Annotated in this window: 12 protein-coding genes and 5 tRNA genes; 7 read left to right on the forward strand and 10 right to left on the reverse strand. The window is 67.7% G+C overall.

Features of this window, described 5'->3' with window-relative positions; genetic code table 11:
- Position 1: 1 nt before the first annotated feature.
- Together H0264_RS34405 and H0264_RS34410 are read right to left on the reverse strand one after the other, a co-directional pair.
- Positions 2-1,420 carry an L-fucose/L-arabinose isomerase family protein gene (locus tag H0264_RS34405; protein WP_181581398.1) on the reverse strand — a complete coding sequence of 473 codons (1,419 nt, stop codon included), beginning with the start codon at positions 1,418-1,420 and terminating at the stop codon, positions 2-4.
- Between the two features lie 96 nt (positions 1,421-1,516).
- A complete protein-coding gene (locus tag H0264_RS34410) occupies positions 1,517-2,383 on the reverse strand; it encodes a glycoside hydrolase family 32 protein (RefSeq protein WP_181581399.1) in 867 nt (288 codons plus the stop codon).
- 212 nt (positions 2,384-2,595) lie between these two features.
- Between H0264_RS34410 and H0264_RS34415 the strand changes: the two genes are divergently transcribed.
- The gene (locus H0264_RS34415; RefSeq protein WP_181581400.1) at positions 2,596-3,684 is read left to right on the forward strand and encodes a winged helix DNA-binding domain-containing protein; all 1,089 of its coding nucleotides are present in this window, start codon (positions 2,596-2,598) and stop codon (positions 3,682-3,684) included.
- Between the two features lie 42 nt (positions 3,685-3,726).
- Here H0264_RS34415 and H0264_RS34420 read toward each other — a convergent pair whose 3' ends face one another.
- Both H0264_RS34420 and H0264_RS34425 read right to left on the reverse strand, forming a co-directional pair.
- A complete protein-coding gene (locus H0264_RS34420; protein WP_181581401.1) occupies positions 3,727-4,542 on the reverse strand; it encodes a tyrosine-protein phosphatase in 816 nt (271 codons plus the stop codon).
- On the reverse strand, positions 4,532-6,676 hold the full coding sequence (locus H0264_RS34425; protein ID WP_181581402.1) for a pyruvate, phosphate dikinase: 2,145 nt from the start codon (positions 6,674-6,676) through the stop codon (positions 4,532-4,534). The genes H0264_RS34420 and H0264_RS34425 overlap by 11 nt, the downstream gene beginning before the upstream one ends.
- Positions 6,677-6,922: 246 nt before the next feature.
- Here H0264_RS34425 and H0264_RS34430 point away from each other — a divergent pair, with 246 nt between their 5' ends.
- The 6 genes from H0264_RS34430 to H0264_RS34455 all read left to right on the forward strand — a co-directional run bounded on the left by H0264_RS34430 (position 6,923) and on the right by H0264_RS34455 (position 9,121).
- Positions 6,923-8,542, forward strand: a complete 1,620-nt coding sequence (locus tag H0264_RS34430; RefSeq protein ID WP_181581403.1) for an AMP-binding protein — start codon at positions 6,923-6,925, stop codon at positions 8,540-8,542.
- Positions 8,543-8,710: 168 nt separating this feature from the next.
- Positions 8,711-8,783, forward strand: a tRNA-Pro gene (locus tag H0264_RS34435).
- 3 nt (positions 8,784-8,786) lie between these two features.
- Positions 8,787-8,860: transfer RNA gene (locus H0264_RS34440), tRNA-Val, on the forward strand.
- A 2-nt stretch (positions 8,861-8,862) separates the two neighbouring features.
- Positions 8,863-8,939: transfer RNA gene (locus tag H0264_RS34445), tRNA-His, on the forward strand.
- Positions 8,940-9,019, forward strand: a tRNA-OTHER gene (locus tag H0264_RS34450).
- A gap of 26 nt (positions 9,020-9,045) precedes the next feature.
- A tRNA-Glu gene (locus H0264_RS34455) sits at positions 9,046-9,121 on the forward strand.
- Between the two features lie 11 nt (positions 9,122-9,132).
- Here the strand turns inward: H0264_RS34455 and H0264_RS38360 are convergent.
- From H0264_RS38360 to H0264_RS34485, 6 genes are all read right to left on the reverse strand, one after another.
- The gene (locus H0264_RS38360) at positions 9,133-9,402 is read right to left on the reverse strand and encodes a hypothetical protein (protein WP_220139899.1); all 270 of its coding nucleotides are present in this window, start codon (positions 9,400-9,402) and stop codon (positions 9,133-9,135) included.
- Positions 9,403-9,563: 161 nt separating this feature from the next.
- Positions 9,564-10,004, reverse strand: a complete 441-nt coding sequence (locus H0264_RS34465) for a prevent-host-death protein (protein ID WP_220139900.1) — start codon at positions 10,002-10,004, stop codon at positions 9,564-9,566.
- A gap of 135 nt (positions 10,005-10,139) precedes the next feature.
- Entirely contained in the window at positions 10,140-11,492 is a 1,353-nt protein-coding gene (locus H0264_RS34470; RefSeq protein ID WP_181581405.1) for a family 1 glycosylhydrolase, read from the reverse strand.
- A gap of 43 nt (positions 11,493-11,535) precedes the next feature.
- Positions 11,536-12,909 (reverse strand): cutinase family protein, encoded by a 1,374-nt coding sequence (locus tag H0264_RS34475; protein WP_181581406.1) that lies wholly within the window; start codon positions 12,907-12,909, stop codon positions 11,536-11,538.
- Between the two features lie 68 nt (positions 12,910-12,977).
- Positions 12,978-13,643, reverse strand: coding sequence for an NAD-dependent epimerase/dehydratase family protein (locus H0264_RS34480; protein ID WP_181581407.1), 666 nt, complete (start codon positions 13,641-13,643; stop codon positions 12,978-12,980).
- Between the two features lie 78 nt (positions 13,644-13,721).
- Positions 13,722-14,105, reverse strand: coding sequence for a patatin-like phospholipase family protein (locus H0264_RS34485; protein WP_181581408.1), 384 nt, complete (start codon positions 14,103-14,105; stop codon positions 13,722-13,724).
- Positions 14,106-14,143: the final 38 nt, after the last annotated feature.

Below are 14,143 nucleotides of genomic sequence, written 5' to 3' on the forward strand. Positions count from 1 at the left end.
GTCAACCCGCCCTGGTGAATTCGTCCACGGTGATGCCGAGCAGCTCGCACGCGGCGCGCACGGTGGCGCGCTGGTCGCCGGGCACGGCGTGAATATGGTTGGCGCCGAAGCGGGTCAGGAAATCCCCGGCGTGCGCGTCCAATCTGGCGAAGGCGTGCGGCCACTCCCAGGTGGACTGTTTCATGAGCGCCTCGTTGACGGTGTCCGCATAGGTCTCGAAAGCGCCCAGCATCAACTGCATTCGATAGTCGCCGTTCTTGCGGGTGAGGCGGCCCAGGGTCATCTCCCCCGGCGCGGCCAGGTGATGCACCGACGCGCCGCCCGCCGGGAAGAAGAACACCTCCGGATACAGGTGCACCCGCGAAAGGTTCTCCGCCGCAACGGCACTGCGAGCGGCATACCAGGTGGCGTGCTGCCCGGAATTGCACAGATCCCAGATGTCGCGGTCGGCGTGATAGTGCCGCACGTCCGCGAAAAGCACCGGGGTGCCGGTGATCCGCTTGAACAGCTGCATGGTGAGCGCGCCGTCCATATCGGCCTCGGTGGCGCACACGTGCGGTTCCTTGGGACCGTTCCAATCGTAGGGGTCGTTGAGGAACGCCTCGGCAATGTCCATGGTCGCGAAATACTGCGTAAGTTCCGGCTGCCCTTTGATTCCCGTGAAATCCAGATGCCATTCGGCGATGAGATCCCGCATGGCCAGATAGGAGCGGATCTGCCGCTCCAGCAGTTCGGGGGTGAGTTTGCGGCCGTCGTAATGGACGCCGGCGGTGGTGCGCTCCAGCCACTCTCGCGCGCCCTTGGCCTCGCCCGCGTCGGCGGTGTCGGCGCGGCGCACGATCTCCCACTGGTCGATCTCCTCCACATCCACGCCGAATTGCCGCTGCCACTGATCGGTATTGGCGACCGCGGTGTTCATGCCCATGGGGCGACCGCCGATGCGGCCGAAGGTGCTGCCCCGCAAACTCCGCACCGCCGCGGCGGCGCGCGCCCGCGCACCGATGGCCGCGATCAGGTCCGGATCGGCCGGATCTCCCCACAGCCGGGCGTGTTCGCGGCCGATCTGATCCAGCGCGCCCCCGGCTGCCAGCATGCCGACCATGCCCGGCTGCACCGGATCGATATTGGACAGCAAGAGCAGCGGACCGTCCAGCGCGCCCGCGGCCAGCATGGTGAAGTGCGGGAACGCCCACACCGCATAGTGCAGCACGGTCAGATCGACACCGGCGGCCTGCACCCGGCGGGCCACCGCCACCGCCTGCTCATTGCTGCCGACCGGCTCCACCCCGCGCACCACATGATGTCCGGCGGCGATCAATTCGGTGACGAGCCGATCCTCCACCGTGCGAATGAATCCGACAATGCCCCCGTGCACATAGTCGCGTCCGTCGGAAATGCTGATAACTCCGATACGGGCCATTTGCCTCGCCTCCCCGCACTGGGTGGACTGCACGACTCGCCATCCAGAATTCCAGCTCACCGGGTTCGCCGCGCCCGAATCGCGGAAGATTGCGAGTCAGTCGGAGCCGGGTTCGTCCGGGCCGCGACCATCCGGGAACCGCAAGCGCGCGAGGTGAACTCCGCCCTGCCCCCAGCCCGCGCCGGTGACCCACCAGCGACCGTCCTCGCACACCACCTCGGCCGCATGCGCCGGAATCCACCCGGCACGATCGGCCGGGCGGAAATGAAACGGGTCGGTACTGCGGAACACCTCGGTGCCCACGTAATCCGGGCGCGGGCCGATGAACAGATACCACTCGCCGCCGTGGCGAAGAACATGCGGAGATTCGGTATTGCCCGCTTCGGTGCCGAAAGTCGGATCGGTGTAGGCGGTCCGGCGCTCACCCCAGTGCACCAGATCCGCGCTCGTGCGGTACGCCACCACGTGATTGCCCCCGCGCGGTGTGTTGGTGGCGCAGTAGTACATGACCCATTCGGCGCCGATCCGCAACACCATGGGATCGCGGGCGTCATAGCCGTCGCGGAACAGCGGCCCATCCGCGTGCCGGGCCCACTCGAACAGATCGGTCGAGGTGGCAAGATTGATCGCCGCCCGCGTGCGATCCGGACCACCGCCCGCATAGAACATGAAATAGGTTCCGGCGCATTCGATTACATACGGCGCCCAGAGATGGGTCTCACCGTAGTCCGGATCGACCACCAGAGCCGGGATATGCGTCGTCCACGGCCCGTGCAGCGTCTCCGCGCTCGCGTGCGCGAACTCCGTCTCATCCCACGGATCCGCCGGCTCGCGATGGGTGATGCCGAACAGATGCCAGCACCCGTCCACATGGCGAACCAGCGTGTGGTCGTTGATATACCAGGGCTCCCCGGCCGCCGTGCTCGGGTCATAGATCCGCTGGAACGGCCCCGCCCCGATCACGGCACCGGGGGGATGGGCGGCGGCGCCCCCACCGTCCCGAAGATTCTGGTGACCAGGGCGTTGATTTCGCCCATCACAGAACCCCCTGTGTCAGTGGGATATTGGCGATTCGAGTATCGCAGAAGGTAGGTGCCCGCGAACGCGAATCGGCGGGCAGACATCGATTCGGAAATAGGACACGAACTGACCTAAATGTGCACCACACTGGACTTATGACGGAATTGTCGGTGCGTACGCTGAACCGGACCCTGCTGCTGCGCCAGCATCTGACCGAGCGGGTGTCGATGCCTGCCGAAGATCTGATCCGGCATCTGGTGGCCGTGCAGGGGCAGGAGCCCAACTGGCCCTATGTGGGCCTGTGGACGCGGCTGGCCGGGTTTCGCAGGGACGAACTCCAAGGTCTGCTCGAGGATCGAAGTGTGGTGCGCGCCACCATGATCCGGCGGACCGTGCATCTGGCGGCGGCAGCGGACTTCCGCTGGCTGCATCCGACGGTGCAGCCGTTCGTGGGGTCGGTGCTGGGGGCCGCCTACTTCCGGGAGGCCATGACGGAGGTCGATCCCGCCGAACTGGCCGCCGCCGGACGGGAACTGCTGACCGGGCGCACGGTGAGCCGACGGGAACTGGGACGCGCTCTCGGCGAACGGTTCCCGACCCCGCATCCCGGGCGGCTGGCGCAGGGTCTGGGCGCTCTCATCCCGCTGGTGCACGACGGGCGAGCGGGGGCCTGGGGCGGCTGGCGCGGGCGGCAGGTGGGCGTCGCGCTGGCCGAGGAGTGGATCGGCGAACCGGTCGAGGACAAGCCGCAGCCGGAGACCATGATCCTGCGCTACCTCGCCGCCTTCGGCCCGGCCAGCGTGGCCGATATGCAGAACTGGTCCGGAGTGACACGGCTGGCGGAGGTAGTCGCACGACTGCGTCCCGGCCTGCGGATCTTCCGCGACGACACCGGCCGCGAGCTGTTCGACCTGCCCGACGCCCCCATCGCCGACGCGAATATGCCTGTGCCCGTGCGTTTCCTGCCCGCCTTCGACAATGTGGCGCTCGGCCATCAGGACCGCCGCCGGATCATCAGCGACGAAGACCGGGCCCGCATCACCAAGATCGCTTCCGCCGGTGTGCCCATGTATCTGGTGGACGGATTCGTCCACGGCCGTTGGGATCTGGACGGCACGACCATTCGCATCACCCCGTGGCATCCGCTGTCGGCGGCCGAAGAGACGGCCGTCCGCGCCGAGGCCGAGCAATTGCTGCCCGTGATCGTCCCCGGCGAGGACGGCAAGGTCATCATCGAGCCATAGCCGCCCAAACCCTCGATCCGGAGCCACCGGGCGGGACGGGGCTCACGCCACCAGGGTCTCCCGGAGCCGGGCCAGCTCCGCCTCCGAAAGGCCCGCTGCCAGCAGGTATTCGGTGGCGCCGCCGTGGTCGGCGTGGAGGTTTCGGAGGAAGCCGAGCATGACCTCGCCGGTGATGGCGAGGACGCCGGTGTTGGCCGGGGGCAGTCCCTCGTAGGAGGGGAGGGCGTTGAGGCGGTCTCGGACTCGCTGCATGCGCAGGTTGGTCAGGGCGTAGTCGTCGGCGATGTGCTCGGCGGGGACGCCGACCGCGTCGAGGAGGACTGCGGCCAGGACGCCGGTGCGGTCTTTGCCTGCGGCGCAGTGGAACAGGACCGACTGTCGATGCGGGTCGATGATCAGGCGGACGGCCTCGACTATGTGCTCGACGCTGCCCGCGATCAGTTGACCGTAGAGCTCGGTCAGGTCCACCCGGGTCTTGTCGGGCACGAGATCACGTGCGGCCAAGGAGGATTGGGGGGACTTGCGGATCGGCAGGTTGGCGATGTGCACGTCGGTTTCGGTGGTGAGCAGGCCGTAGCCTTCGCGTTCCACCTCGTCGGGCAGGCGCAGGTCGATGACGGTGCGCAGGCCGTGAGTGCCGACGAGCTCGGCGAGATCGTCGCAGGTGGCCTGCTGGAGGGTGCTGGAGCGGAACACGACGCCGAAACGGGTGATGCCGCCGCCGCGGACGGGGAGCCCGCCCAGATCGCGGACGTTGTCGATCTGGGCGAACTCCACCCACCGCTCTCCCGCGCCGGAGGGGGTTGGCAGGGTTGCGCGGGAGGCGGAATCCGGGGAGGTCACGGGGTCAGTGGGCACGGCCGGCCGCCGCCTCTTCGGCGCGGGTCAGGCCGCACAGTCCGATGAGATCCTCGTGCAGCTCGAACCAGACGGTGTGGTAGCTGTCCATGATGGGACGGGCCACATAGGTGTGATCGCCCGCGCCGATGCGTTCCACGGCGCGGTCGAGCCGGTCCAGATAGCGGGACAGGCGCGGGGCGATGGCGCCGAGGCGGCCGATCAGCGGGCGCAGGCGCTCGTGGGTGGCGGTGAGACGGGCCAGGACCGCGGCGTCGTAGTCGGCGTCGGCGTGGTCGTTGACGGTGGCCGCGTCCGTCATCTGCCAATCGGTGATGATCACCTTCAAATCGGCGTTGTAGACACAGAATTCGTCGTAGGCGGCGGTGATCGCGGCGTGGTCCACGGTGCCGCGCTCCTCGGTGAGCAGCCGTTCCAGCCGCGGGCGGCCCTCGGGAGTGAGACGGTAACCGGCGGGCGTGCTGGCGCACAGGCCGGACGCCACCAGATCCATACAGCGGGCGGCGATCTCGTCCACCTCGGCGCCCAGGCTGGCGGCCAGATTGTCGGCGTTCACCCGGCCCTTGATGCCGACCAGGCGCAGCAGGGCCAGTTCGGTGATCGGGGCGGTCACGGCAATACCCTCTGGCACAGCGGTTTCCGGTGCCGCGCTGCGCTCCTCGAGGCGGGCGGCGAGCCGTTCGGCGTCGACACCGGCCCAGTGCGCCAGGCGGCGGACGTCGGCGAGCACGGCTTCCTCGACCGGCTTCGCGGTCACCTCACCCGCGAGCACCAGGCCCGCGCCGCCGTCGACGGTCACGGTCGCACCGGCCAGGGCCTCGACCACGCCGGGGCCGCAGCCGACCACGCACGGGCGGCCGAGTTCGCGGCTCACCAGCGCGGCATGCGATGTGGTGCCGCCCAATTCGGTGACGATGGCGCGCGCGGCGATCATGCCGTGCAGGTCGTCGGGACTGGTGGTGGGACGCACCAGGATCACGTCCTCCCCGGCCTCCGCGCGGGCCTCGGCCTCGTCCGGATCGGTGACGACAATGCCGCAAGCCAGTCCGGGACAGGCGGATTCGCCGCGCGCCAACGGCTCCTGCCCGGTGGCCTCGCCACTCGCCGGGCGCAGCACGTCGCGCACCTGATCGGCGGTGAGACGATCGAGCGCCTCGTCGGCGCTGATCAGACCCTCGTCGACCATGGCCACGGCCGCGCGCACGGCAGCCCGCGCGGAACGCTTGGCCGCCCGCGACTGCAACAGCCACAAAGTGCCCGACTCCACGGTGAATTCGATGTCCTGCAGATCGCGGCCGTCACGCTCCAGCAGCTGCGCGGCGGCGATGACCGCCTGGTGCACGGCGGGCTGGGTGACGGCGAGCTCGTCGAGCGGGCGCGGGGTCAACCGGCCCGACACCACATCCTCGCCCTGGCCGCCGACCAGCCACTCACCGTAGACCGGGCCGTCGCCGGTATTCGGATTGCGGCTGAAAAGCACTCCCGTGCCGGACAATTCGTCGAGATTGCCGAACACCATGGCCTGCACGGTGACCGCGGTGCCGAGCGTATCCGGCACGCCGCGATTGCGCCGATAGGTCTTGGCGCGGGCCGAATCCCAGGACCGGAACACCGCTTCGACAGCGCCGCGCAACTGATCCCACGGATCGGCCGGCACCGCGCCGTGCTCGTCGCCGAGCACCGTCTCGCGGTACTGGTGCACGAAACGCTGCCGAGTGTCGTTGGCGTACCCCGGATTCCCGGTCTCCTCGGCGAGCGCCCGCTGCACCTCGTCGGTCATGCCGAGATTGAGGACGGTGTCCATCATACCCGGCATGCTGATGGCCGCACCCGAGCGCACCGACACCAGCAGTGGCCGCCGCGCCGCACCAAAGTTACGCCCGGTGCCGCGCTCGATCATGGCGATGCCCGCCCGCACCTGCGCCCAGATCTCCTCGGCGATCACGCCGCGCCGGGTGTAGTCCGCCCAGCCGTCGGTGGTGATGACGAAGGCCGGCGGCACCGGCAGCCCGAGCGCCCGCATGTGGTCGATGCTCCACGCCTTGCCGCCGATCGTGGCCCGCGACAGCCCGCAGGTGCCGTCCAGTTCGACGACGGTATCGGTTCGCAGCGCTTGCTCCGCTCCCGCGGTCATGTCACTCCTTCGATGTCGTGGAATCGCCCGCACCCCTCGGGACCTGTATTCGAGCGTGCCGCGTGAGCTGCCGCACCCCCAAGCCGCATCCCGATCAGCGGAACCGGGGCGCGCGCGTTTCGCCAGGTCGCACGTCCGCTCAGCGGAATCCGGGACGTCGGCGCGGGTCCGCATGGCACGCCCGGTCAGCGGGATGGCACCGGAAAAACGGGCATCCGAGGCAGGGGCGTGGGGCAGGATGGGCGGATGGATCGGCGGCACGCGGTATCCATCGGCGGCTCCTCCGGGGCTGCGCCGATCTCGACAATTCCGGCCCTGGTGGCGGACCGGGCGCGGCGGTACCCCGACGCCGCCGCCCTCACCGGCCCCGACGGGCGGCTCAGCTATGCCGAACTGGCGGAGCAGGCCGAAGCCGTCACGCGCGCCGCCATCGCCTCCGGAATCGAGCTCGGCGACCGCGTCGGCCTGTGGGCGCCCAACAGCGTCCGCTGGATCACCGCCGCACTCGGCCTGCTCGGGGCGGGCGCCACACTGGTGCCGATCAGCACCCGGCTGCGCGGTCCGGAAACCGCGGAGGTGCTGGCGCGCAGCGGGGTTCGCACCCTGTGCACGGTGCAGGAGTTCCTGGGCAACGACTACCCGGCCATGCTCGCCGAATCCGGCCGTCCGCTACCGCATCTCGAACACCTCATCCTGCTCGACGACGCGATCGGCGCGAGCACGCCGGAGTGGGACATCAGCTCCTGGGCCGGATTCCTCGCGCCCGGGACGGTGGTGCCCGGGGAAGCCGTCGCGCAGCGCGCGGCGGCCATCGAACCCGACGCCATCTCCGACATCCTGTTCACCTCCGGGACCACCGGGGCCCCGAAAGGCGTGCTGGCGACCCACCGCCAGACGCTCGAGGTGTTCGATCGCTGGGCGGACGCCGTGGGCCTGCGACCCCGCGACCGGTACCTGCTGGTCAATCCGTTCTCGCACACCTTCGGGTACAAGGCGGGCATCCTGGCCTGCCTGCTGCGCACCGCCACCATGGTGCCCGTCGAACGCTTCGATCCCGACGCCGCCCTGAAACTCATCGAGAACGAGCGCATCACCGTATTGGCCGGTCCCCCCACTCTTTTCACCGATCTGCTGGCCGCCGACCGCGACAATCTCATGCTCGGCTCGCTGCGCCTGGCCGGCACCGGCGGCGCGCCCATCCCCACCGAACTCGTGGACCGCATCCGCACGGAACTCGGCGTCCCGCACGTCTTCACCGCCTACGGCCTCACCGAATCCATCGGCGTCATCTCCGTCTGCCCACCCGATGCCCCCGCCGGGCTGGTCGCGGGCACCGTCGGAAAAGCCCTGCCGGGCACCGTGATCCGCCTCGTCGACCGCGACGGGCGTGAGGTCGCGCCGGGTGAGCCGGGCGAGATCACCGTCCACGGCCCGAATGTCATGCAGGGCTACCTCGACGATCCGCAAGCCACCGCGGCCGCCGTCGATTCCGAGGGCTACCTCCACACCGGCGATATCGGCACCCTCGACGCCGAGGGCTACCTTCGCATCACCGACCGTCTCAAGGACATGTACATCTCCGGCGGCTTCAACGCCTACCCCGCCGAGATCGAGCGAATCCTGCTGCAGCACCCGGATATTCGCGACGTGGCCGTCATCGGCGTCCCCGATGAACGCCTGGGTGAGGTGGGTCGCGCCGTCGTGGTCCCCGCCGGTCCGAAGCGCACCGACCCCGCCGCCCTCCTCGACTGGGCTCGCGCCCACCTGGCCGGCTACAAGGTCCCCCGCGAGATCGTGTTCACCGAGGCCCTCCCCCGCAACCCCGGCGGCAAGGTCCTCAAGGATCTGCTCCGCGAGGCGAATTAATTCGGTTTCCCTCCCCGCGCAGCCCTGCTACCGTCATATCCATCAGCACCGGCACCGACACGAAAGGGACTGCCATGCACCACTATTCGGCCCATGTGCCGCGACCGTCCCATTATCGTGTCGCCGAGGAATCCTGATCTTCGGACGACCACACCTCTTTTCATCCATCGGGATGTAGCTCAACGGATAGAGCGCCTGCTTTGGGAGCAGGAAGGTGTGAGTTCGACTCTCACTGTCCCGACATGGACCGGTAGCTCCAATTGGCAGAGCGGCTGTCTTACACACAGCATGTTGCAGGTTCGAACCCTGCCCGGTCTACGTTGAACGAAGCCGAAGCGGTCGAGGCGCCAGCTTGTGAATCTGGTCGTAACGGGTTCGAGTCCCGTCGTTCAACCCAGGGGGCGAGGAGCCTGGTGGCTCAGGCTGACTGTAAATCAGCTGCCTTCGCGCAGGTGGGTTCGATCCCCACCGCCCCCACCGCCCGGACACCGTTGTCCGGCAATGGCGCAGTTGCTCTGCTGGTTACGGGCACCCTGACTTTCACTCAGGACTTCGTCGGTTCGATTCCGATCTGCGTCACAGTCCCGACCTCACTGTTCAGCCCAGAATTGGTTGAGCCTGGCAACCGCCTGATCCTTGGTCATCTCCTCGATTTCCTCCGAGGTGAGGTGAACCAGGCGCATGAGTTTCTCGACGACACCGAGCGGGATGGGCTCCTTGTCCGGGATCGTAATAGCTTCCGACGTGCGCGCGGGACGAACTCGATCGTTGACGCATGCCCAGAACTGGGCCTCGGTGACCTCGAGTTGGTCCTTCAGGATCTGGCACCACAGCTTGGATCCGTAGTCGGTGTTGTCCATGGGCCGCGAGATCCGGGTTCGCAGGACGCGGCCATCCGAAAGCATCAATTCCCATGTGCTGTGATGCCTGACCACACCACCTGTGGCGTTCCGGACACGGACCCATTCATCGTGGTGACAGAACGTTTCGTGGGCCTTCTTGTTACCCGGAGGGTACTGGGTCATTGTTCGGCCGCCGTCAACCACTCTCTCAGTTGTTCGTCCGTCGATAGCTCCACGAACTGCACGAAGTCGACGTTCTTCCGGTGGTTGGGTGCGCCATGGAGGTGGTCCTGCCAGTCGGCGGTGTACTCGCGCATAGCCTCGATCAAGGCGGTGATCGCTGTGTCGAGGTCGGATTCCTCCACGGCCAGCGGAAGACCTGGTAGGTATGCGACCCAGTTGTTGTTTTCCCGCACGACTTGCGGCTCGTGGGCACGGATGATGTGGGATAGCAACCACCGGAGCCGCCCAACCTCCACCAGCGCGGAATCCTTCCCCTTGCGGGATACCACAGCGACGTTGCCCGCTTCGGCCGCCGTCAGCATTTGGGCGAAGTGTTCTCTAGCGCTGTTCATGGAGTTGTATCGCTCAACGGATGTGATTCGCTCGGTGGTCGTCATCGGTCCCTCGATCTCCCCCGTGCGGTCAGATGTACATCATGTACATCATGTACATCCAGCAGTCGACACGCTAGGTGCGACATGCCACATCGCCCGATCGAGATCGATCAGCGGACAGAGGCCGGACGGTCCCGTTTATCGGGGACCGGTCAACGGCACCGCCACCGGGCGCAGGCAGCTGTCGATGGGGAGGATGATCGAGCAGAGGGCCGGGTTGCGGGTGGGGCGGTAGTCGGCGGGGACGCCGGCGGCAGCCGTGAGAGCGCGGAAGGCGGGGACGGCGTCGGTGGGGCGGCGGGTGAGGGTGGGGTCGGTTTTCGCGTCTACGGTGTAGAGGCCGAAACGGGGGGCGTAGCTGCCCCATTCGTAGTTGTCGGTGAGGCTCCAGTAGTTGTAGCCGATGATGTTCATGCCGTCGGCTTTGGCGCGTTGCAGCCAGTAGACGGTGTCGCGGAGGTGGTCGGCGCGGGTGTAGCCGTCGTCGCGGGGTTGGCCGTGGTGGGTGGGGAGGCCGTTCTCGACTATGTAGAGGGGGAGGCCGGGGAACTTTTCGGTGTAGGTGCGCAGGTAGTAGTAGATGCCTTCGGGTTCTATGGCGTTCTTCCAGAGTTCCTCGCCGACCAGGGCGAGGGTGGGTGGATTCTGTAGCGAGGCACCGTAATAGAAGTCGAGGCCGATGTAGTCGAGTTTGGTGCGGACGCGGTCGACGAAGAGGATGTCGGTCAGGTTCTGGATGATGGGGTACTGGGCGACATTGCTGGTCACCATGGCGCCGGGCTGACGCTGGTGGATGTAGTCGTAGATCGTGTTGTGCGCCTGGACAAGTCGGTCGAACATGGGGAGGGCGTCGAGGACGCCGATATCGCCGATCTTGATGGATTGGGCGATGTAGCCCATGGGTTCGTTGAACGTCACCCACAGCGGGTCGTAGGGGGCGTAGCGGTCGACGACGCGGCGCATGTTCGCCAGCCAATCCGTCACCATGCCTTGGCTTTTCCAGCCACCGCGATCGGCCGCCCAGCCGGGGAAGACCCAGTGGTCGAGGGTGAGCATGGGACGCATGCCGGCAGCGCGGATCTTGGTGATGACGTCGTCGTAGAAGCGGAAGTCGTTGTCGTTCCAGGTGTCCGCGCGCGGCTGTACGCGCGCCCACTCGATGCTGAGGCGGAACACTTTCACGCCGAGACCGGCGGCGAGGTCGATGTCGTCGGCGTAGCGCTGGTAGAAGTCGACCGAGTTCCCGTAGCTGTCGGTGGCCTCGCCGGAATTCGCGTATCGGCTCCAATTGCTGTCCGGCGCATGCCCTTCGGACTGGAAGCCCGACATGGACACGCCCCACAGGAAGTCGGCCCCGAGCGAGGTCACCGTGGCCGGCGCCGATCCGGACCCGCTGCTGCTGCCGGACGGTGACGCCGCGACCACGGTGGACCCCGCCAGGGTGAGGACGAGGGCCGACAGGATCGTGCCGAGCACGCGGGAACGTCGCATGCGCAGACACCATACTGGTCACGCGTCCAATACGGCGGGGTTTCTAGGAAACGACCTGGGAGCCCAGGAAATTCAGCAGGATCTGGGCGTCGTCGCCGTATTCGATGTGCGCCATCGAGGCGTAGAAGGTCGCCATGGCCACGCCCTGGCGGCTGAGTTGCACGAGATCGGCCATGCAGTCGGGATCGCTGATGCTGAGCAGGGTCTGCGCGGCCACCAGGAGATCGCCGCGCACGGCGACAGCGATCGGGTCGATGACCGCACCGGCCAGGTCGAGCCCGTGCGAGACGAGGGTCGCGACCTCGGCAGCGGCGGCGCCGGTGTCGTTGCGGGCGAGGGATTCGGCTGCGCGCCACAGGGTTTCCTGGATCCGGCCGAGATCATCGGCGATCCGCAGGATATCGATGCCGGACAGGACGTCGGCGATGACACCGACGACGGCGGTCCAGCCCGAGGGGTCGACGGCGGCGGCGGCCCGCAGCACCGAGCCGATGAGCGACAGGTCCACCCCCGCGGCCGCTTGCACCATCGGAGCCAGCGCCACATTGAGATCGCCGGCGATCTGATGCGCTCCTTGCAGATCCCCGGCCTCGATCAGCCCTGGAAGCCCGGCGAGATCACCGAGCACCGCGGGCAGATTCGCCGCGGTCGCCGCCCAGCCCGCACCCACCGTGACGACCTGCTCGATGAGCATGCCGGGATCGGTGCCCGCGGGAATGAGCGAGGTGATCAGCGTGGGATCGCCGCTGAGCACCCGGCCCAGCGCCGCGAGGAACGGTGACGCGCCGGCATTGAGCGAGCAGTACAGATCCCCGTCGGTGCACAGGGTGCGCACCCGATCGGTCAGCGCCCCGAAGTCCTGGCTCCGCGGCCCCGCGATACCGTGACCGGGCTGTGGATCCCCCAGCGACAGCGTGGTATTCGGATCACGGTGCGGGTCGGCGAGCAGCCCCACACCGAGTACCCGATCGGCGCTGATCGGCCCTTCGCCATTGCCGATCGCGGTGGCGAGATCGCCGATCCCGTCCGCCCCCTGGCTGTATCCGGCGAGTACGACCCGCGTCGATCCGCACAGCTCGCTCACCATCCGGTGCAACTGGGATTCGAGGGTGCTCAACGATTCCGCGTAACTGAGCCCCTGATCGAAAGCGCTCGCGGCGTAGGGCGCGTACAGCACCGTGATGTCACTGCCGAACTGCTGTTGCAGCCCGTCGCCGATGGGCCTGAGCATGCCGACCGGCACCGCCGGATCCGCGTCGGCATGGGTCTCCCAGGTGCCCGGCGCGAAGATCGCCGTGTACGGCGTGCACGCTTGCCCGCCACGCGTTTGCGCCCACGCCGTCCCGGCCACCGCGGTCCCGACCATGACGACCACGGCGACCGTGATCGCCGCACACGAAGTCACCAGCCTGCTCATTGGCCAATTTTCGCCACCAGAAGTCTGATTCGCAGGCTTTTCAGACAAGAACTCGTTTCAAATTTCGGTCAGCCCCTGGCACACGCCGCGATCTCGCGAGGGGTGAGGATGCGGGTATCGGCTCCGGACGCCGCCACCGCGATCATGGCCCGCCCGATCTCCCGATTGTCATTGAACGCATTCGGCGCGACCCGCCGCAGCAGCGGAATCAACGGCCCGGTGAGCGCATAGGCGATCCGGTACACCCGGGTCTTGGACACCACCCCGTCCAGCGGCTGCACGAACCCCGGCCGGAACATGTACGCCCGCGAGAACAGTCCGAGCAGGTCGTTCTCCGTCTTCCCCTTCACCCGTGCCCACATCAACCGCCCCTGCTCACTGCTGTCGGTCCCCTGCCCCGACACGTAGATGAAGGTCATATCCGGATTCACATCCGCCAGCGCGCGACCGACCCGCAATGTCAGGTCATGGGTGATCCGCCGATAGTCCTCCTCCTTCATCCCGGCCGAGGACACCCCGAGACAGAAGAAACAGGCATCGAACTCCCCCAGCTCGCCCGCGACCGCCGCAAGATCCCCCGGATCGGCCTGCACCAGCTCCCGCAGCTTGGGGTGCTCGACCCCCACCGAACTCCGCCCCACCGCGAGCACCTGCTCGACCCGCTCATCCGCCAGACACTCGTTGAGCACGCCCTGCCCGATCATCCCGGTCCCGCCGAAGAGAATCACCTTCATGGCAGCGATCTTCCCCCGGCCACACCGGAACCACCCGGATCTCCCGTCGTGTCCGGCGCTGGTCGCCGGCGCACGGGTCTAGCGCGCGGGCCAGATCTCCTTCAATCGTGCTGCGGCGTCCCCGGATTGGCGGATACCGGACTCATAGGCGGGAAGCAGAGCCGCGGAGCCGAACAGATCCGGGCCGAAAGCGGTGATGGCCTCGGCATCGGGAACAACGGAAATCTCTGTGGCCGAACCCAGTTCACGGTCGGTGCCGGCGCGGGGGAACATGTGAGCCAGCGGCTCCAAGATCACGACGACCTCGGCGGGCAGGGCCAGGTCCGCATTGATGGAGGAACGCAGGCCGCCATCGATGTAGAGCTCGCCCTCGATCGGGATGGGCGGGAAGACGCCGGGGACACAGGTGCTCGAGGCCAGCGCGTCGGCCAGGGCGGCGTTGGGCGACACCGGCTCAGACATGGCTACAGCGTATCGGGGACACACGGCGCACAGACCCG

Origin of the sequence: Nocardia huaxiensis (assembly GCF_013744875.1) — a bacterium.
GTDB lineage: Bacteria > Actinomycetota > Actinomycetes > Mycobacteriales > Mycobacteriaceae > Nocardia > Nocardia huaxiensis.